This window comes from Marinobacter litoralis, from assembly GCF_003336705.1.
GTDB classification, from domain to species: domain Bacteria; phylum Pseudomonadota; class Gammaproteobacteria; order Pseudomonadales; family Oleiphilaceae; genus Marinobacter; species Marinobacter litoralis.
This window is the reverse complement of the sequence record NZ_QMDL01000003.1, coordinates 444581-464249: the sequence shown is the minus strand read 5'-3', so window position 1 is coordinate 464249 and position 19669 is coordinate 444581. Positions and strand designations below refer to the sequence as shown.

The 19669-nt window shown below is 51.3% G+C and carries 16 protein-coding genes; 6 read left to right on the top strand and 10 right to left on the bottom strand.

Annotated features, from left to right (window positions below; translation table 11 throughout):
- Positions 1 to 40: 40 nt before the first annotated feature.
- The 4 genes from DOQ08_RS11810 to DOQ08_RS11795 all read right to left on the bottom strand — a co-directional run bounded on the left by DOQ08_RS11810 (position 41) and on the right by DOQ08_RS11795 (position 5310).
- Positions 41 to 796 (bottom strand): substrate-binding periplasmic protein, encoded by a 756-nt coding sequence (locus DOQ08_RS11810; protein WP_227537630.1) that lies wholly within the window; start codon positions 794 to 796, stop codon positions 41 to 43.
- A 150-nt stretch (positions 797 to 946) separates the two neighbouring features.
- On the bottom strand, positions 947 to 3136 hold the full coding sequence (locus DOQ08_RS11805) for a TonB-dependent receptor domain-containing protein (RefSeq protein ID WP_114335120.1): 2190 nt from the start codon (positions 3134 to 3136) through the stop codon (positions 947 to 949).
- Positions 3137 to 3288: 152 nt separating this feature from the next.
- Positions 3289 to 4128: an S-formylglutathione hydrolase gene (gene fghA / locus DOQ08_RS11800; protein WP_114335119.1), complete on the bottom strand. Its 840-nt coding sequence runs from the start codon at positions 4126 to 4128 to the stop codon at positions 3289 to 3291.
- Positions 4129 to 4182: 54 nt separating this feature from the next.
- Positions 4183 to 5310: an S-(hydroxymethyl)glutathione dehydrogenase/class III alcohol dehydrogenase gene (locus tag DOQ08_RS11795; protein WP_008175541.1), complete on the bottom strand. Its 1128-nt coding sequence runs from the start codon at positions 5308 to 5310 to the stop codon at positions 4183 to 4185.
- 198 nt (positions 5311 to 5508) lie between these two features.
- Between DOQ08_RS11795 and DOQ08_RS11790 the strand changes: the two genes are divergently transcribed.
- Positions 5509 to 6378: a LysR substrate-binding domain-containing protein gene (locus DOQ08_RS11790; RefSeq protein ID WP_114335117.1), complete on the top strand. Its 870-nt coding sequence runs from the start codon at positions 5509 to 5511 to the stop codon at positions 6376 to 6378.
- A gap of 23 nt (positions 6379 to 6401) precedes the next feature.
- On the opposite strand, the gene mnmE is transcribed toward DOQ08_RS11790, so the two are convergent.
- The 5 genes from mnmE to rpmH form a co-directional block, all read right to left on the bottom strand.
- Positions 6402 to 7772: a tRNA uridine-5-carboxymethylaminomethyl(34) synthesis GTPase MnmE gene (mnmE, locus tag DOQ08_RS11785; RefSeq protein WP_114335116.1), complete on the bottom strand. Its 1371-nt coding sequence runs from the start codon at positions 7770 to 7772 to the stop codon at positions 6402 to 6404.
- Between the two features lie 71 nt (positions 7773 to 7843).
- A complete protein-coding gene (yidC, locus tag DOQ08_RS11780) occupies positions 7844 to 9547 on the bottom strand; it encodes a membrane protein insertase YidC (protein WP_114335114.1) in 1704 nt (567 codons plus the stop codon).
- Positions 9548 to 9551: 4 nt separating this feature from the next.
- Positions 9552 to 9845 (bottom strand): membrane protein insertion efficiency factor YidD, encoded by a 294-nt coding sequence (gene yidD / locus DOQ08_RS11775; RefSeq protein WP_114335113.1) that lies wholly within the window; start codon positions 9843 to 9845, stop codon positions 9552 to 9554.
- The gene (gene rnpA, locus DOQ08_RS11770; RefSeq protein ID WP_114335112.1) at positions 9845 to 10243 is read right to left on the bottom strand and encodes a ribonuclease P protein component; all 399 of its coding nucleotides are present in this window, start codon (positions 10241 to 10243) and stop codon (positions 9845 to 9847) included. Before rnpA ends, yidD begins: the two co-directional genes overlap by 1 nt.
- Before the next feature lie 15 nt (positions 10244 to 10258).
- Positions 10259 to 10393: a 50S ribosomal protein L34 gene (gene rpmH / locus DOQ08_RS11765; RefSeq protein ID WP_008172542.1), complete on the bottom strand. Its 135-nt coding sequence runs from the start codon at positions 10391 to 10393 to the stop codon at positions 10259 to 10261.
- A 655-nt stretch (positions 10394 to 11048) separates the two neighbouring features.
- Here rpmH and dnaA point away from each other — a divergent pair.
- The 5 genes from dnaA to gyrB all read left to right on the top strand — a co-directional run bounded on the left by dnaA (position 11049) and on the right by gyrB (position 18699).
- Complete coding sequence (dnaA, locus tag DOQ08_RS11760; RefSeq protein WP_406565367.1) at positions 11049 to 12518, top strand: chromosomal replication initiator protein DnaA; 1470 nt, start codon at positions 11049 to 11051, stop codon at positions 12516 to 12518.
- Between the two features lie 54 nt (positions 12519 to 12572).
- The gene (gene dnaN / locus DOQ08_RS11755) at positions 12573 to 13676 is read left to right on the top strand and encodes a DNA polymerase III subunit beta (RefSeq protein ID WP_114335110.1); all 1104 of its coding nucleotides are present in this window, start codon (positions 12573 to 12575) and stop codon (positions 13674 to 13676) included.
- Between the two features lie 18 nt (positions 13677 to 13694).
- Complete coding sequence (locus DOQ08_RS11750) at positions 13695 to 14966, top strand: ABC1 kinase family protein (protein WP_114335109.1); 1272 nt, start codon at positions 13695 to 13697, stop codon at positions 14964 to 14966.
- Positions 14967 to 15076: 110 nt separating this feature from the next.
- A complete protein-coding gene (recF, locus tag DOQ08_RS11745; protein ID WP_114335108.1) occupies positions 15077 to 16210 on the top strand; it encodes a DNA replication/repair protein RecF in 1134 nt (377 codons plus the stop codon).
- 74 nt (positions 16211 to 16284) lie between these two features.
- The gene (gyrB, locus tag DOQ08_RS11740; protein ID WP_114335107.1) at positions 16285 to 18699 is read left to right on the top strand and encodes a DNA topoisomerase (ATP-hydrolyzing) subunit B; all 2415 of its coding nucleotides are present in this window, start codon (positions 16285 to 16287) and stop codon (positions 18697 to 18699) included.
- A gap of 83 nt (positions 18700 to 18782) precedes the next feature.
- Here the strand turns inward: gyrB and DOQ08_RS11735 are convergent, their stop codons facing one another.
- Entirely contained in the window at positions 18783 to 19544 is a 762-nt protein-coding gene (locus DOQ08_RS11735) for a VC0807 family protein (RefSeq protein ID WP_114335106.1), read from the bottom strand.
- Between the last annotated feature and the right edge of the window lie 125 nt (positions 19545 to 19669).

Below are 19669 nucleotides of genomic sequence, written 5' to 3'. Positions count from 1 at the left end.
CACCCGGGTAGCATGTTCTACCCGGTTTTTTTTTTGCTTGTCAGAGTCCGTATTTGGTCTCAATAGCCTGATACATGCCGTTTTCTTTGATGGCTTCCAGGCTTTCTTGCAACTTCTGAATAACCTCATCCGGGGTGTTCGGGTTCATGGCGAGATACAGTTCAGACTCGTTAAACGAATAAACCGGTTCCAAGCCTTCCACATCTTGCTGTGACGCAAAGTAAGGTCCCGCCAGTCGATCCGAGATCCACAAATCTACCTGGCCCAGTTCCAAACGCTTAGGGTTGATGTCATCGCTTTCCATTTCCGACACTTTATAACCACGCTGCAACAGGTAGTTGGTCATCACGTCGTTGCGAAAGCCGCCGTACAACATGCCTTTGGTATCTTCCAGCTTGTCGATTTTCAGGTCAGTTCCTGCCGCCGCAAAAATTGTCCACAGGTTCTTCGTCAACGGCCCTACCCATTTAAAATTAGGCGCCCGCTCTTCGGTGTAAGTTGTGCAGAAAATGCCGTGGTTTCGTTTGCTCAGAGCACGCTTGTAGCCGTAATCCCAATTTCGCAACTTGATGACATGATCCAGGCCCGATTTATCCAGAATCGCTTTGACCATTTCAGTACAGATGCCGTCCACTTCGTTACCGTTATGCTCGAAAGCACGGCCGGTGGCGCTCATGTTGTACGGAGGGAAGTTCTCGGTATAGATGTAAAGCTTGTCAGAAGCCGACACGGTGGCGGCTCCGCCGCCCAATGCCAGAACGCTCACCAACGCTATGAATTGACCCAGTTTACGCACGGATACTCTCCTTTCTCATTTATAACCTATTGCCGATCATAAAAAATCTGAGCGAATATAAGATGTTAGAGGCTAGAGAGTACCCGATTGCCGGTCATTCGTTGAGCATTAAACTGTTAGTTTTCGTAATGGTGCCCAGCTAAGCTCGTGCTAGAAGGTGACGTTCGCGGATAGCCATAGGCGGCGGCCTTCTTCCACCATTCCGCCAGCAGCCATACCCCGGTTCACATAAATGTATTCAGAAGCCCAATCAGTTACCTCGTTGCCGTTATTATCAACAAAGGTGTAGTTGCTGCCTTCCAGGAAATCTTTGTTAAATACATTATAGATGGTCGCTGTAAGCGTCAGGTTCTCACTGGCCTGATAAGAACCGCCCAAGTGGAATAATGCGTAGTCGCTCAGATCACCGAGTTTTTGATCAATCGCGGTTTCTTCAGCACTCAGGTTTTCCTTGAGGCTAACATAACGGGTCCGTTCACCACGATACTCACCCGACAGCCACAGATCCAGTTGAGACGTAGCCTGCCAATTCAGACGTGCCTGAAGCACATGCTCAGGGGTATTGGTCAAGGGGGCCCCTTTGTTTACACCACTTTTCTGCTCAGTATCGGTATAGGTATAGCTGCTCCGCAGACTCCAAGCCGGCGCAAACTTCCAGTTTGATGCCAGCTCAACCCCTCGGGTTTCCGCCTTTCCAATGTTATCCAACTGATCATAGGTGCCATCCGGAATCAACGAATCACCAGTGATCGTGACGGGAGCTCCATCATCAATCTTGTCACTGAAGCGGGTATAAAAGACCGTTGCATTGGCTTTGAAACCGTTCAGGTTGTCAAAGTATGCACCCATCTCATAGTTGGTACTTTTTTCAGGTTCCAGATCCGGGGTGCCGATGGTCAGTGTTTCACCCTGACTGGTCACACCGTTAACACCGTTGTGCAAGTCGTTAATATCCGGTGTCTTATAACCTTTACTCACACCACCTTTAAAGGTCCAGTTCGCAGAGGAATTCCAAACCAGATAAGCCCGAGGAGTAAAATGGCCAGAGAACGCATCGTGGTCTTCATAACGGCCCCCTAGTGTTAATGCCAGATCGTCTCTCAGGTACCACTCATCTTCAGCAAAAACGGCCCAAGAATTTTGTTTAAACGTGGTATTCGCGATGCCATCGGTCAGTTCGGTATCTCGGTACTGAGCGCCAAGAGTCACAATTTGGCTATCCGTAACAGGTGTGACCAATTTGGTGTCGAAGATCGTGTCTTTAGATTCCAGCTCTCGATCATCGCCACCGACCAAAGCCTGATAGGGAGCATCGTAGGCTGTGCCGATTGTACCGGGCAGAGTGCGTCCTTCAGTTTCGGTAACGTTATAACTCAAATCATTGCTCCAGGTACCAAAACCAAGTTTGCTGGAGTGCCCTAATACCACCTGCTCGCGGTTGAAACGCAACTCATCAGAGTAGCCGTTCGCCACGCCCGGTTTATCTTCACAACTACGGCTTTTGCCGTCCAGCGTTCCCAGCTGGCAGGCGTCATTATTATAAACCTGCTTGCCTTGCTCAGCGTCCAGATAGAATTCGTGCCCCTGGACCGGCACGAACGTCAGCCGGGCACCCACGGTATGATTTCGGCCATCAACCGGTGCTACACCCCGCTTCGGAGCTTCAGAACCGTCTTCAAACTCGAGATCAGACGCTTCACGATCGTAAACACTGCCTCGAACACTCAGGCCAAGGACATTTTCAACTAGCGGGCCGCTAGTATAGAAACTGGTTTTTCCGGTATCCCCAAAATCCCTGTCTTCCTGGAAGGTGTGCTCCAAGGTTACAGAACCTACCCACTTATCAGACACTTTCTTGGTGATGATATTAACAACACCACCAATCGCATCTGAACCATAAAGCGTAGACATAGGCCCACGAATAACTTCGATCCGCTCAATGGCAGACAGTGGCGGCATAAAACTGGTGGAAGTATCACCGAAACCGTTCGGCGTGACGTTGCCGGGAGGATTCTGACGCCGTCCGTCTATCAAGATCAGAGTGTATTCGCTGGGCAGGCCACGGATGCTGATGTTCAATCCACCCGTTTTACCAGTGCTCTGTCTAATATCCACACCTTCCACGGTATCCAAGGCTTCCGCTAAATTCGAAAATTGACTCTGTTGCAGGTCTTGTTGGCTCAATACACTGATGCTGGCGGGCGCATCGGTCACTTTCTGCTCATAACCGGCAGCGGATACCACCAGTTCGTCCAGTTCCATTGGTTGGGCTGCCACTTGAAGGGTATATCCTAAAGATAACAGTGCAACCGATGTCGCCAATGATGTCCTGAACTGCATGAGCCACTCCTTAAGTTGAAAACAAATATCGGGGGCAAATGATAATCCTTTGCATTTGATACTTGCAACAACTTAATAAAAATAAAATAGTTCATGAAATCAATTAGTTATAGAAAAGCCCCGCAGACGTTGACTTGCGGGGCGAATGGCTCCTACGAATTCAGATACTTCGCATGGAAGCGAAGGTGCTCTTCAATAAAACTGGCGATGAAGTAATAGCTGTGGTCGTACCCTTCATGCCGGTTCAGTTCCAGCGGGTAGCCACTTTGCTTCGCTGCTGCTTCCAGCATTTCCGGTTTCAACTGCTCGGTCAGGAAATTGTCCGCTTCGCCTTGATCCACCAACGCCGGTACAAACTTGCTTGCCTTTTGCATCAGCAAACTGGCGTCGTACTCGGCCCAGCTGGCGGTGTCTTTACCCAGGTAAGCGCCAAAGGCCTTCTTACCCCACGGGCAGTTGACCGGATTACTGATCGGACTAAACGCCGAAACGGACTGAAAACGCTCGGGATTTCGCAATGCCAGTACCAATGCACCATGTCCGCCCATGGAGTGGCCAGAGATGGAACGCTGATCGCTCACCGGGAACATATCTTCAATCAATGCCGGTAATTCGTTGAGCACGTAATCGTACATGCGGTAATGCTTACTCCAGGGTGCCTCGGTGGCGTTCACATAGAACCCGGCACCCTTGCCCAAATCGTAGCCTTCGTCATCGGCGACATCGTCACCGCGCGGGCTGGTGTCCGGGGCAATGATGGCCACGCCCAGTTCGGCTGCCATGCGATGCGCGCCGGCTTTCTGCATGAAGTTTTCATCGGTGCAGGTCAGCCCGGACAACCAATACAGCGCTGGCACCTTTTTGCCATTGGAGGCCTGCGGCGGCAGGTAGATAGCAAACCGCATCGAACAGTTCAGGGTCTTGGAGTAATGACTGTACTGCTTGTGCCAACCACCAAAACTTTTATTACTGCTCAGATTTTCAATAGTCATTGCAACCTCTCAATAAAACGGTCGCCTGTGTTATCCACAGGCGACCTGAATTCATTACTTGTCGTAGTGAATAACGGTACGGATGCTCTTGCCTTCGTGCATCAGATCAAACGCCTTGTTGATATCTTCCAGACCCATGGTGTGGGTGATGAAATCATTCAACTTGAACTCGCCTTGCATGTAACGCTCAACGATGCCCGGCAGCTCGGAACGGCCTTTCACACCACCAAAAGCGGAACCTTTCCAGACCCGGCCGGTCACCAGCTGGAACGGACGCGTGGAAATTTCCTGGCCGGCGCCCGCAACACCGATAACCACCGACTCACCCCAGCCTTTGTGGCAGCATTCCAGTGCAGACCGCATCACATCCACGTTGCCGATACACTCGAAAGAGTAATCCACACCGCCGTCGGTCAGCTCTACGATGACTTCCTGAATCGGCTTGTCGTAGTCTTTCGGGTTGATGCAATCGGTCGCACCCAACTGGCGGGCCAGTTCAAATTTGCTCTCGTTGATATCGATGGCAATGATGCGGCTGGCCTTTGCCATGGTGGCACCAATTACCGCCGACAGGCCGATGCCGCCCATACCGAAGATGGCCACGGTGGCGCCCTCTTCTACTTTGGCGGTGTTCATTACCGCACCCATACCGGTGGTTACACCGCAACCCAGCAAGCAGACTTCTTCCAGGGGCGCTTCTTTATTCACTTTTGCCAAAGAAATCTCGGGCAGTACGGTGTACTCGGAGAAGGTTGAGCAGCCCATGTAGTGATAAATAGGCTCACCGTTCAAAGAGAAGCGGGTGGTGCCGTCGGGCATCAGGCCCTTGCCCTGGGTTTCACGAATCTTCCCGCACAGGTTGGTTTTGCCGGAGGTGCAGAATTTACATTCGCCACACTCAGGGGTGTACAGCGGAATAACGTGATCGCCCACTTTCAGACTGGTCACGCCTTCACCGACGGACTCAACAATACCGCCGCCTTCGTGGCCCAGAATGGTCGGGAAGATGCCTTCGGGATCTTCGCCTGACAAGGTAAACGCATCGGTATGACACACACCACTGGCGATCACCCGAATTCGTACTTCACCAGCCTGTGGCGGCATTACATCCACTTCCTCAATGGACAGAGGTTGTTTCGGGCCCCAGGCGATGGCTGCTTTAGATTTGATGGTCTGAGTCATGTTGTGTGCTCCAGATTTTGTCGGGCTTCGGCAGGTTCTTCTGCCATGTTGATGGGATCATTGTATTATTATTCTTAAGATAGATAATCGGCCAATTAAGCAAATCACCTTTACTGTATAGTAACAATGAACCGTATTTTGTTTGCTGGCGGCATTTTGTATCTAAGCTCACCCAAGTCGTAACGCAAGGAACTGAACATGTTTATTTGGGAAGGGGTCAGTGAGTTTGTCGCGGTCGCGGAAGCCGAGAGTTTTACCGCTGCCGCGAAGCGATTAGGTATTTCAACGGCGCAGGTCAGCCGGCAGGTCAGCGCGCTGGAATCCAGGCTGTCTACCAAACTGCTGTATCGCACCACTCGTAAGGTTTCGGTGACTGAAGCCGGCCAAACCTATTATCAGTATTGCCGACAGGTGCTCGATGGTTTGGAAGAAGCCGAACGGGCCATGACCAACCTGCAACTTATCCCCAAGGGAAAATTACGGCTGACAGCGCCGGTCACTTACGGTGAAAAGGTGATTGCCCCTTTGGTGAACGATTTCATCTTGCGTTACCCGGAGCTGGAAGTGCAGCTGAATTTAACCAACCAAAAGCTGGATCTGGTGGGCGGCGGTTACGATTTGGCGATTCGTCTGGGCAAACTGGAGGATTCGACCATGATGGCCAAGCGGTTGTCGTCGCGAACCTTATACGTATGCGCCTCACCCGGATATTTATCCACCTATGGCGTGCCCCACTCGCTTTCAGAGCTGGAACGGCACAACTGTCTGCAGGGTAATCTGGATTACTGGCGATTTCAGGATAGAGGCAAGCCTCACAACGTCCGTATCAAAGGTAATATGAAGTGCGATAGCGGTTGGGCACTGCTGGATGCCGCTCTGAAAGGCATAGGGATAGTCCAGTTACCGGATTACTACGTCCAGCCGTCACTGGCCTGTGGAAAACTCATGAGTTTATTGGAACATTACCAGGAAGCTGACGACGGAATCTGGGCCGTTTATCCACATAACCGACACTTATCCCCAAAAGTACGGATGCTTCTGGATTTCTTGGATGAATCGTTAAGCTAACACCAAGTGAGGCGACCTACGCCTCACTTGCCGATACAAAATGAGCTGAAGATCTTACCCAACAGCTCATCCGGGGTCAGATGCCCGGTAATTTCACCCAATGAGTCCTGAGCAGCTTTCAGGTCTTCCGCCAACAACTCCCCGGCCCCGTAGCCTTGTAATTGGGATTGCCCTTGAATCAGCGAGTCCCGGGCCCGTTCCAATGCATCCAGGTGCCGGCGCCTCGCCAAAAAGCCACCTTCGGTGGTACTGGCAAAACCAATACAGGCTTTTAAGTGGTCACGAAGAATATCCAGACCTTCGGCTTCTTTAGCCGCCAAACGCACAACCGGCGCCGCTTGCCCGGGTTCATCACAGATACCCACTTGCTCACCCGACAAATCCACTTTGTTGCGAATCACCGTAACCGGCGCATTTTTGGGTAGCTGGTCGATAAAATCCGGCCAGATTTCATGGGGCTCGGTTTTATCCGTGGTGGTACCATCGACCATCAACAAAATACGGTCGGCCTGACGGATTTCTTCCCAAGCGCGGGCAATACCAATCTGCTCCACTTCATCAGGGCTATCGCGCAACCCTGCAGTATCAATGATGTGCAACGGCATACCATCAATGTGGATATGTTCTCTGAGTACATCCCGGGTGGTGCCTTCGATTGCCGTCACGATAGCGGCTTCTCTACCTGCCAAGGCATTGAGCAAACTGGACTTTCCGGCATTCGGCCTGCCGGCAATCACCACTTTCATGCCGTCCCGGAGAATGGTGCCTTGCTGGGCTTCCGATAAAATCTTTTCCACACGCTGTAACAAGCTGTCCAGATCGGTGGCAACTTTGCCATCAGCAAGGAAATCGATTTCTTCTTCCGGAAAATCGATGGCTGCTTCCACGTAGATACGCAGATGAGTCACCGCATCAACCAGATCATCGATCTGCCGGGAAAAGACTCCCTGCATAGAACGCACAGCGCAGCGAGCGGCTTGTTCGGAGCTGCTTTCAATCAGGTCGGCAATCGCTTCAGCCTGAGCCAAATCGAGCTTGTCGTTCAGGAACGCTCGTTCGGAGAATTCACCGGGGCGGGCCAGTCGTGCGCCAAGATTGCAAACTTCTCGAAGTAGCAGATCAAGAATGACCGTGCCGCCGTGCCCTTGCAGCTCAAACACATCCTCGCCGGTAAACGAGTGCGGGTTTGGAAAGTACAGACCAATACCCTCATCGATCAGTTCACCCTGAGTATCCAGGAAAGGGCCGAAATGCGCATACCGTGGTTTGGGTTCGAAGCCCAACATGGCTCGGGCAATGTTCGACGCTTTCGGGCCGGAAACCCGGACAATCCCTACCCCGGCCTGACCCGGTGCGGTGGCAATAGCGGCGATGGTGTCGGTAGCTGGCTGCATAATTTCTTTCCTGACTAGAACTGACAAAGGCTCCACAAGGGAGCCTTTGTTGGGTCAGAAATACCGGACGATCAGTATTTCTTGCCTGCAACTTCTGCTTCAATCTTGCGAGTAATGTACCACTGCTGCGAGATTGAAAGAATGTTGTTCACCAGCCAGTACAGAACCAGACCCGCCGGGAACCACAAGAAGAACACGGTAAAGATCAGTGGCATCAGCTTCATGATCTTGGCCTGCATAGGATCAGGCGGAGTCGGGTTCAGGCTCATCTGGATGAACATGCTCGCACCCATCAAGATTGGCAAGATGAAGTACGGATCCATCTGGGACAAATCCTGAATCCACAGCATGAACGGTGCATGACGCAGCTGAACACTCTCGAACAGTACCCAATACAGCGAGATAAACACTGGCATCTGCACTAGAATCGGCAAGCAGCCACCCAGCGGATTGATCTTTTCCCGCTTGTACAGAGCCATCATTTCCTGGGACATGCGCTGGCGGTCGTCACCGTAGAGCTCTTTCAATCGAGTCAGTTGCGGTGCTACTGCGCGCATTTTCGCCATCGAACGATAGCTGGTCGCGGACAAATGGAAGAATACCGCTTTCACCAGAACCGTCAGCAGGATAATCGCGACACCCCAGTTACCCACCAAGCCGTAGAACCACTCCAGAATGATGAACAGTGGCAGTGAAATAAAGAACAACCAGCCGAAATCGACGGTACGGTCCAGATTCGGCGCCAGAGCTTCAAGCCGATCGATGATCTTCGGGCCTACGTATGCCGTTGCGCCTACTTCCGTTGTTTCGCCCGCTGCGACAGTCGTAGCCGGGTAAACGAAGCCCATTACGTGCAAGGGACCACGCCGGGTTGTCTGGAATTGAGCCGGTGTTTCGGAATCCGGTACCCAAGCGGTAATAAAGTAATGCTGCAGGAAAGCCAACCAGCCGTTGGTTACTGATTGATTAATGCGCGCTTCTTTGAGGTCGTCAAAGTCGTATTTTTCATACGGATCTTCCGGCGTACTCATCACCATACCCAAGTAGGCCTTGATGCCCATACTGGCTTGGGAGGTAGGATCGGGTGCTTGGTCCCGAACAATCTTGCCGGTGAAGTTACCTTGCCAGGCGCTGTCAGACTGGTTGTCGATCAGGTAACGAACACCAATTTCGTAGCTATCGCGCTTGAACTGGTAGCGTTTGGTGATTTTTACGCCGGTATCTGTGGTGAAGTTCAAATTCAAATTTAGTTCGTCGCTGCCTTCTTCGAGTACAAACTCGTTAGCAGCTGCTTCGAAAACAGGCGGTTTTGCTGCACTGCGGCCATCGGGGCCATCGCGACCGATCAAACCACTTTCGAGAAAATACGTGCGGTTATTGGTGTTGGAAAGCAGCTTAAGCGGTTGTTCACTGTTTAACGATTCGTCGTAATCGAGCAGGGAACTCTCGACGATGTTGCCACCCACACGATCCACTTTCAGGTTATACACATCGGTTTGTACTGAAATGAAACGGTTGCCCACGTTTTCATTGGTCGTGGTATTGGCTGATGCAACACCACCGGTTTCCGGTGTGGAAAACTCGTCGGTACTGGTACTGGAAGATCCACTTTCGGGTAACACCATGCTGTCTGCGGGCTGATTGCCGTTAGAAAGCGTTTCGGCCTGAACCACCTGTTCGGTTTGTGGCTGATGGTAATCTTCATTCCAGGCTAGCACCATCAGATAACTGACAATCGCGAGACCGGCAAACAAAACGATGCGTTGAATATCCATAAACTTAGTGTCTGGTCTGAGTAGTGGATTGGAGCGGTTCAGTCGGGCCAGCTGTTATTTCAGGATGTACATCCATGTTCGATTCAGTGCCTGGTACCGGATCATATCCGGCATCCCCCCACGGATGACATCTCAACAAACGTGCACCAGCCAGGTAACTGCCTTTGAGTGCTCCGTGATGTTGAATAGCCTCGACGGCGTATTGTGAACAGGTAGGAGTGTGTCGGCAATGGCTAGCCATCATGGGACTGATAGCGTACTGGTAGAATCGTATGGGTAACAGCAGAAGTTGCCGCATTACTCATTGCCTTGAGCGTTAGCATCCGACGGGGTCTTGGCAAGCTGGCGATACTTTTTTTTCACCCTGCGCCAAATGTCGTTCAATGATGAACGAACATCGGGGTTTTCAAGCGTATTCAATCCTTGCCTGCCTAAAACAATAATATCGAGGCTGGGTAAATCCTGCTGAAGTCTGAATGTTTCTCTGACTTGGCGTTTTATCCGGTTTCTTTGAACCGCATGACGCAAGTTTTTCTTCGAGAAAATCAGACCGACCCTGGCGTGGCCGAGGTTATTCGGGGCAGCCAGGATCAGAAAATTCCTGTGCGGAACCTTCAGCTGCACGTCATCAAAGACTTTGCCGTAATCTGCTGGCTTTAGCAGCCGAACGGATTTTGGAAACGTCAAAGCCTTCATGAGGCAGAAATCAGCTTACGCAGACAGACGTGCGCGGCCTTTGGCACGACGACGGGAAATCACCTTACGGCCGTTAGCAGTCGCCATACGGGCACGGAAGCCGTGAACACGCTTGCGCTTCAGGACGCTCGGTTGGAATGTTCTTTTCATGATTATGTTCTCACAAATCGTAAATTGAAATTTGTAACTGGCTGCAAAATAGACAGCTGAAACAGGAGCGGCATTCTAAGCAAATCTGAGGGGAAGATCAATCGAAGACTGATGTGCAGACGAAGTTTTCGATGTGGGTAGATACCGCAACGATGAATAATAAATGTATTAGGTTCTTTTAAATTTCTTTTAAAGATTAATTATTACTGTTATTACGCAGCCTGTTTTCTGTGGATAAGCGAAAAATCCTCAATAACTACAGGTGGTTGTGGCAATGATAAGGCTTGTGACATGTGTGCCTAAGCCCTGTGCGTAAGACCAAGACGGATTGTGAACAAGTGGGGTTTTGGGTTTTGACCGAAGTTATACATCGATCGGTGCAGAGCTTTCACACAGGGCTCTACCCCGCCTGTACACAATGTTCTGTGTATAACTATTTTTTAGGCAATTTCTGTACACAAGCTTGTAGATATGTCTGTAAGAGCTTGAAACAGCGGTTTAATTGTTTCCACAGGGTGTTCATTACCTAGATGCATGCCCTTTTCCTAGAGCGCTGGGCGGGGTAGAATTCGGGGTCATCTTGAATAACGGGCGTGAGTTTTCCCCGTTTAGAGCACAATCGGGTAGTTGGGAGCAGGCTGTCTTGCCTAATAGTATGTGGCATCAATGTCTTGAAGTACTTCGGGATGAGTTTCCCGCACAACAGTTTAATACCTGGTTGCGACCCCTTCAGTCTGATCATCGGGACGGGTTGTTGATGCTTTTCGCCCCAAACCGCTTCGTTATGGACTGGGTGAACGAAAAATATATCCGGCGTATAGAAGAAGTATTAAAAGACCTGAACGGAGGCCAAGCACCTCGGGTTCAGATGAAAGTGGGTTCGGCGCCTAAGCCTGATGACCCGGTGGTCAGATCGGTGCCTGAAGTGGACGAAACCGGCCACGCTGTTACAGAGGAAGAGAAAAGTGTGGCAGCTACTGCCGTCCAGCGAAGCAGCGCACCCGCACCCAGTGAACCGGTCAGACAACCCGCTTCGGCGCCTGCACCTTCTTCTTCAGCGGGAAGCCAGCGTCGATCGGTCCAGGTTGAAGGTGATATCAAGCATCAGAGCTTTCTGAATGAAACCTTTACCTTTGATACCTTTGTAGAAGGTAAGTCGAACCAATTAGCCCGCGCTGCATCCATGCAGGTTGCCGAGAATCCGGGGGGTGCCTACAACCCTCTGTTCTTATACGGTGGTGTCGGTTTGGGTAAAACCCACCTGATGCATGCCATTGGTAATGAAATCGTTCGTCGTAATCCAAAAGCGAAAGTGGCTTACCTGCGTTCCGAGCGGTTTGTGGCAGATATGGTCAAGGCGCTCCAGTTAAACGCTATTAACGAGTTCAAGCGTTATTACCGGTCAGTGGATGCCCTGTTGATTGACGACATCCAGTTTTTTGCCCGCAAAGAACGTTCACAGGAAGAGTTTTTCCACACCTTTAATGCGCTTTTGGAAGGTGGTCAGCAAGTTATCGTGACCTGTGATCGCTTCCCTAAAGAAATTGTGGATATGGAAGAGCGCCTCAAATCCCGATTCGGTTGGGGTTTGACGGTGATGGTCGAGCCACCCGAGTTGGAAACCCGTGTGGCGATTCTGATGAAGAAGGCCGACCAGGCCAACGTGAAACTCAGCAGCGAAGCCGCGTTCTTCATCGCTCAAAAAATTCGTTCAAACGTGCGAGAGCTCGAAGGTGCGCTACGTTTGGTGATAGCGAATGCTCACTTCACTGGTTCCGAAATTACGCCACCCTTTATTAGGGAAAGTTTGAAAGATCTGCTTGCTCTGCATGAAAAGCAGGTCAGTATGGATAACATCCAAAGAACGGTTGCCGAGTATTACAAGATCAAAGTATCCGATCTGTTGTCGAAGCGGCGTACCCGCACGGTCACCCGCCCCCGGCAGGTGGCGATGCTGCTTTCCAAAGAATTGACCAATCACAGTTTGCCGGAAATCGGCGATGCCTTTGGTGGCCGTGACCACACCACTGTGCTGCATGCGTGTAAAAAGATTCGAGAATTGCAGGAAACCGACCCGGGTATCCGGGAGGACTACCAAAACTTTATGAGATTACTGACCACCTGATGCGAAGGGTGGCAAGTTAATAACATTCACTTCCGATAACTGAAGCCGAGTGCCATGAAACTGACAATCAGCCGTGAATCCCTGCTTACTCCGCTGCAAAGCATTGCTGGCGTTGTGGAAAAGAAACAAACCATGCCGGTTCTGTCGAACGTGTTGTTGGAAGCCGAAGACAACACTCTGACTCTCACTGGCACCAACATGGAAGTCGAGCTGGTTGGCCGGGTTACTCCGGTGCACGTGGACCAGCCAGGCAGAATTACGGTTCCTGCGCGCAAGTTGTCTGATATTTGCCGGGCCTTGGGTGACGAAGCGCCGATTGATCTGGCCCAAGAAGGCGATCGGCTGCACGTTCGTGCCGGCAACTCGCATTTTACTCTGTCCACCCTACCGGCAGAACATTTTCCAAATGTGGAAGACGAGCCCGAAAGTTTCCGCTTGGAACTTCCCCAGAAAGAGCTGGGCCGCATGTTGGACGCGACTGCTTTCGCAATGGCACAGCAAGACGTGCGTTACTACCTGAATGGTTTGTTGTTGGAAGTGGATTCGGGCCACGTACGGACCGTTGCCACCGACGGTCACCGTTTGGCGTTGGCGCACTTTAATATGGATACCGGTTGCCCGGAGCCACGTCAGGTGATTGTGCCTCGTAAAGGTATTCTGGAACTGGCTCGCTTGCTGGATGACGATGAGTCACCGGTCACTTTGGTGATTGGGGATAACCACCTGCGGGCAACGGTAGGTTCATACACCTTCACCTCCAAACTGATCGAAGGCAAATTTCCGGACTACAACCGTGTTATCCCGCGGGGCGGCGACAAAGTCGTTATGGCTGACCGCGCTACCCTGAAAAATACCTTGCAGCGAGCGGGCATTCTCTCTCACGAAAACATACGCGGCGTGCGTTTGAATCTTAAACCAGGCCAGCTGGAAGTTTTCGCCAACAACCCGGACCAGGAACAGGCCGAAGATGCACTGCCTGTGGACTATCAGGGCGAATCCCTTCAAATCGGTTTTAATGTAGGCTACCTGATCGATGTGATGAATGCGCTCAGCGATGCTCAGGTGAAGGTAACGTTATCCAACCCGAACAGCAGTGCATTGATCGAAGCCGAAAACGATAACGGTTGTATGTACGTTGTCATGCCGATGCGTTTGTAATTGTTGGGGGAGAAGTTGATGGGACCAGTAGTGAATGGAATCAAAGGTGCGTTCAGGATTGGTCAGACCCTGAGCGTACTCGGCCGTACCGGCTTGAATTGGGTGCGGGGCGACCGCCCCCCTACTCCGAAACTGTTGCGCCAGACCTTCGAGAATTTGGGTTCGACCTATATCAAGCTCGGACAGTTTATCGCCAGTTCACCAACTTTCTTCCCGAAAGAATACGTTGAGGAATTTCAGTTCTGTCTCGACAGCACGCCGAACTTGCCGTTCAGTGTGATCAAAAAGATCATCCGGGATGAACTCGGTCGCCCGATTAACGAAGTTTATGCGGAAATCGATCCGGTGGCCCTGGCTTCTGCGTCGATTGCGCAAGTGCATGCGGCCAAACTGGTGAGCGGTGAAGATGTGGTGATCAAGGTTCAAAAGCCGGGTGTGGAAAACATTCTGCTGACGGACCTGAATTTCCTCTACCTTTCCGCGCGTATTCTGGAAACTTTGGCGCCCAAATTGTCTTGGACTTCGTTGTCCGGAATTGTTGATGAAATCCAGAAAACCATGATGGAAGAATGTGATTTCATCAAGGAAGCCAATAACTTGAAGGTGTTCCGGGAATTCCTTGAAAGCACCGGCAATGAAGAGGCGACGGTACCTCAGGTATACGAACACTGCAGCAGCCGTCGTATTTTAACCATGGAGCGGTTTTACGGTGTTCCGTTGACGGACCTCGAAAGCATTCGGGGTTATGCGAAAGATCCGGAACGTACCCTGATCACCGCTATGAATACCTGGTTCTCCAGTTTGACTCAGTGTGAGTTTTTCCACGCCGACGTGCACGCGGGCAATTTGATGGTGCTGAAAGACGGTCGTGTCGGCTTTATTGATTTCGGTATTGTTGGTCGGATCAAACCTGATACCTGGCAAGCGGTAAGCGATTTCATTTCGGCGATTATGGTCGGCAACTTTGAAGGTATGGCCGATGCCATGATTCGGATTGGCATTACCCACAGGGAAGTAAAGGTGCAGGATTTGGCAGCGGACCTCCAACGGTTGTACAAACAGATGGACCGCATGGTGCCGGATGAAAGTGCTTACCTGTTGGATCAAGCCGAAGACGACGTAAACCATATATTGATGGATATGGTGAAAGTCGGCGAAAATCATGGCCTGCACTTCCCTCGTGAGTTTGCTCTGTTGCTCAAACAGTTCCTCTATTTCGACCGCTATGTTCACATCATGGCACCTGAAATGGATGTGTTCATGGATGACCGGCTAACCATGCTGCATTAACGAGCGAAGAGGCATAGCTTCTTGTACACTAAGGCAATGCTGGGTATCAGCATTGCCTTTTGTGTTTTTAAGGCTTCAAGTTTCCATCTGATATTGAGATTCCCTCCTCTATGGCGCTAGTGAAACTCCAGACTCAGTGGTTTCGAAATCTGGAGCCTGAACCGGTTCGGTTCTCCCCTTCTTTCAACTTGCTCTACGGTGCCAACGGCAGCGGTAAATCCAGTGTGCTCGAAGCCATCGGGTACTTGGGGCTTGGCCGTTCGTTTCGTATCTCGCGCCATCAAGCTGTGGTTTCACACGGTCAGAGCAAGCTCACCGTGTTCGGGGTATTGGATGCCGGGTTGGACGAACATGCGAAAGGTGACGGACGTATCGAACCGGTTGAACATCGGGTGGGTATCTCCCGTGACATCACTTCGAAAGAAACTTCGTTGCGTGTCAATGGTGAGGCGGTTCGCAGCCTATCGTCGTTGGCGAAACGATTACCCGTTTCTGTTATCGACCCCGGGGTGTTTGACATCGTTGCGGGTGGTCCGGGTAAGCGCAGGCAGTTTCTCGATTGGTTAGTGTTCCACGTGGAACCTTCGTTTTCCTCTTTGTGGCAACAATGTCAGAGAGTGACATCACAGCGGAATCAAACGCTCAGAAATGGTAGAATCGATGAGTCGTTGATGAGGGTATGGGATAATCAGTTTGCCGTGCTTGCTGAATCTCTCAGCGACACCAGAGCTGAGGTTTTCCAAAGGTTTAAAAGTGCCTTTGACGAAGTGCTCAGTGAGCTGGATGCCGGATGGACGGATGGTCTGAAGCTCGAGTTTTACCCAGGCTGGGATCGTAGCCATTCTTTAGTGGAAGTACTGAAGAATCACAGAGAACAAGAACGCCGGATGGGGCATACGCTTTATGGTCCAAACCGTGCTGATATTCGCCTGAAATTGGGCGGGCGTCCTGTGGCGGAGACTTTCTCCCGCGGACAGCAAAAGACCTTGGTTATCCTTATGAAGATTGCCCAAGGCAAGGTTTTAAGTGATTTGGGTAAACAAGTCACTTTCTTACTGGATGATATTAATGCCGAGCTGGATGTCCGTCATCGGATTATGTTGGCCCGGAAGCTTCAGGAATTACGTTGCCAGGTGTTTATTACGTCCATCGAACACCCGGAACCGGATGTATTGTGGACGGATGGACAAGCACCAGAATACCGAATGTTCCACGTGGAACATGGAAAATTGACGGAAGAATAAACTGGGAAAGTTGCAGCAGATCCTATAAGTACTGCTGAATCAGTTACCCGGTATCACCTTCAGGAGTCTCGTTAATGAGTGAGTCGAATTACAATTCCTCCAGTATCAAAGTCCTAAAAGGGCTGGATGCGGTGCGTAAACGCCCGGGCATGTACATCGGTGATACCGATGATGGAACCGGCCTGCACCACATGGTCTTTGAATTGGTGGATAACTCCATCGATGAGGCTTTGGCTGGTCACTGTTCTGAAATCGGTGTATTGATTCACCCCGATGAGTCCATAACCGTTCAGGATAACGGTCGTGGAATTCCTGTGGATATTCACGAAGAAGAAGGCGTGTCGGCGGCGGAAGTCATTATGACGGTACTGCACGCAGGCGGTAAGTTTGATGACAACTCCTACAAAGTCTCCGGCGGTCTTCACGGTGTTGGTGTGTCTGTTGTTAACGCCCTCTCCTCAAAGCTGACGCTGACCATTCGTCGTAATGGCACAGTGTATGAGCAGACTTATACACACGGTGTTCCGAATGCACCGCTGGGCGAAGTGGGTGAAACCGATGCTTCAGGCACCAAGGTACACTTTATTCCGTCACCGGAGACCTTCACCCAGATTCAATTCCACTACGACATCTTGGCGAAGCGTCTGCGTGAGCTGGCCTTCCTTAACAGCGGCGTGCGCATCCGTTTGACCGATGAGCGTTCAGGCCGTGAAGAAGTGTTCGAGTACGAGGGCGGTTTGCGTGCGTTTGTTGAGCACTTGAATACCAACAAGACACCGATCAACCAGGTATTCCATTTCAACCGCGAACGTGAAGACGGCATTGCCGTGGAAGTGGCGATGCAGTGGAACGATGCGTTCCAGGAAAACCTCTTCTGCTTTACCAACAACATTCCTCAGCGTGATGGTGGTACCCACCTGGCGGGCTTCCGGGCCGCCCTCACCCGCTCGCTGAACAACTATATCGATCAGGAAGGGTTGGGCAAGAAGGCTAAGGTTGCCACCTCCGGCGACGATGCACGGGAAGGTTTGACCGCTATCGTCAGTGTGAAAGTGCCTGACCCCAAGTTCTCGTCCCAGACGAAGGACAAGCTGGTTTCATCCGAAGTGAAAACAGCCGTTGAGCAGGAGCTTTACCAAAGCTTCGCCGAATACCTGCAAGAGCATCCGAACGAAGCCAAGCTGATCGTGAACAAGATGATCGAAGCGGCTCGCGCTCGTGAAGCAGCCCGGAAAGCTCGTGATATGACGCGCCGGAAAGGAGCACTGGATATCGCTGGGCTGCCTGGAAAACTGGCGGATTGTCAGGAAAAAGACCCGGCCCTTTCCGAACTGTTCATAGTGGAGGGTGATTCTGCGGGTGGTAGTGCCAAGCAGGGTCGTGACCGGAAGACGCAGGCTATCCTGCCTCTGAAAGGTAAAATCCTGAACGTAGAGAAGGCGCGCTTCGATAAGATGTTGTCTTCTGCCGAGGTTGGCACGCTGATCACGGCACTGGGTTGTGGTATCGGACGGGAGGAGTTTGATCCCGACAAACTGCGTTACCACTCTATCATCATCATGACCGACGCCGACGTGGATGGATCTCACATCCGCACCCTGCTGCTCACCTTCCTGTTCCGTCAGATGCGGGAAATCATCGAGCGTGGTCATGTCTTTATTGCTATGCCACCGTTGTACAAGGTCAAGCGGGGTAAGCAGGAGCAGTACCTGAAGGATGAGAAAGCCAAAGTGGCTTACCTCACCCAGACAGCTATCGACGGCGCTCAGCTGTTCGTAAACCCGGATGCCCCTGCGATCAAGGATTCCGCTTTGGAAACCATGATCAAGGACTACCAGGCCGTTATGAACATGATCGAGCGCTTGTCTCGGGCCTACCCGGGTAAGGTGCTGGAGCAGATGGTTTACAACGACACCTTGACGTTTGACCAGCTGAAAGACGAAGCCGCCGTTGCCGCTTGGGTTGGCCGTTTGGGTGAAGGTCTGGAGCTGGATACTCGTACCGGCACCAAGTACACCTTCTCCGTAACCCGGGATGAAGAGCGCAACTTGTTCCTGCCAAAGGTAACGGTGTTCATGCACGGTATTCCGTATGAGCATGTATTTGGTCATGACTTCTTCGAATCGACCTCTTACAAGGCGATTGCCGATCTGGGCGAGACCCTTGAGGGTCTGATCGAAGAAGGCGCTTATATCCAGCGTGGCGAGCGCAAGCAGCCGGTTCTGTCTTTTGCAGGTGCACTGGAGTGGTTGATGAAGGAAGCTCAGCGTGGTTTGAACATTCAGCGCTATAAGGGGCTGGGTGAGATGAATCCGGAGCAGCTTTGGGAAACCACGATGGATCCTGAAAGCCGTCGGATGATGAAGGTCACCATCGAGGATGCCTTTGCGGCAGACCAGATCTTCACGACCTTGATGGGGGACGATGTCGAGCCCCGCCGTGACTTTATCCAGACCAATGCACTGGAAGTTACCAACCTGGATATCTGATTCATCAGAACATCCGGCACAAAAAAAACGGTGGTTTCCGAAAGGAGCCACCGTTTTTTTATTGAAAGAATAAACCGAGTGAATTACTTAGAAGACTGCGCCCTCTTCCGCTCTTTTTCCTTTTCTTTTTCAATCAGGTGCGGAGACATAACCTCTTCCAGTGTGTGCCCGGTAAGCCGGCGAATTGTCCGCCACAGGTACCAGAAGATCAGCATCATCATCACCATGGACGGAATAGCGATCATCGGGTAGCTGACCAGTGTCATGCGCCCCAGCTCTTCGTTAAAGGCTTGTGTACCTGCCGGACTGACGACTATCCATTTGGCCAGCATGTAGTTCATGATGGATGAGAACAGGAAGGTACCGGCGAAAAAATAACTGGCTTTCAACAGACGATTTTCGAATTCATCCACACTGCCCCGCTCTTCCAGGGACTGGTGAATCTTATCCACATCCAGCACATTCGGGTTGTACAGCAGCGTTCTGACCAATGGGTACTTGGTTCGGGTAGAGATCAACACTGCCAGACCAATTACGGCAGGGACAGACGCTTCCTTGATGGCCAGCCAGCCTGCATCCAGCTCGAGCAACCCGATGCCGCCGGTTAAAGCGACACTGATTAAACCCAACAGCGCGATAAAGTTCTTTTTGCGATAACGGATCAGTTCAAACAAGCCCCAGCTTAGCGGGAACGCCAAGCCGATGATCAGCGCGTTGACGCTGCCCAGATGTTCATCGCCACTGAGCTTCATAAGAATGACTGAAGGAATGACAATACTGACCAGAAGATCAATCCACGGGCGTGGTTGATGTTCAGGAGTGGTCGGGGAATTCTGGGAGATCATGGTTTCCGCCTGATAAATAGATAAAAAAAGGGTAAAAAAAGAGCTTTAGCCAAAAGGGCTTTGGCAGTATACGATGAATTGAAAGCCCAAGGTAACCGCGCTATTGCACAGTCCGGCCTGAATAG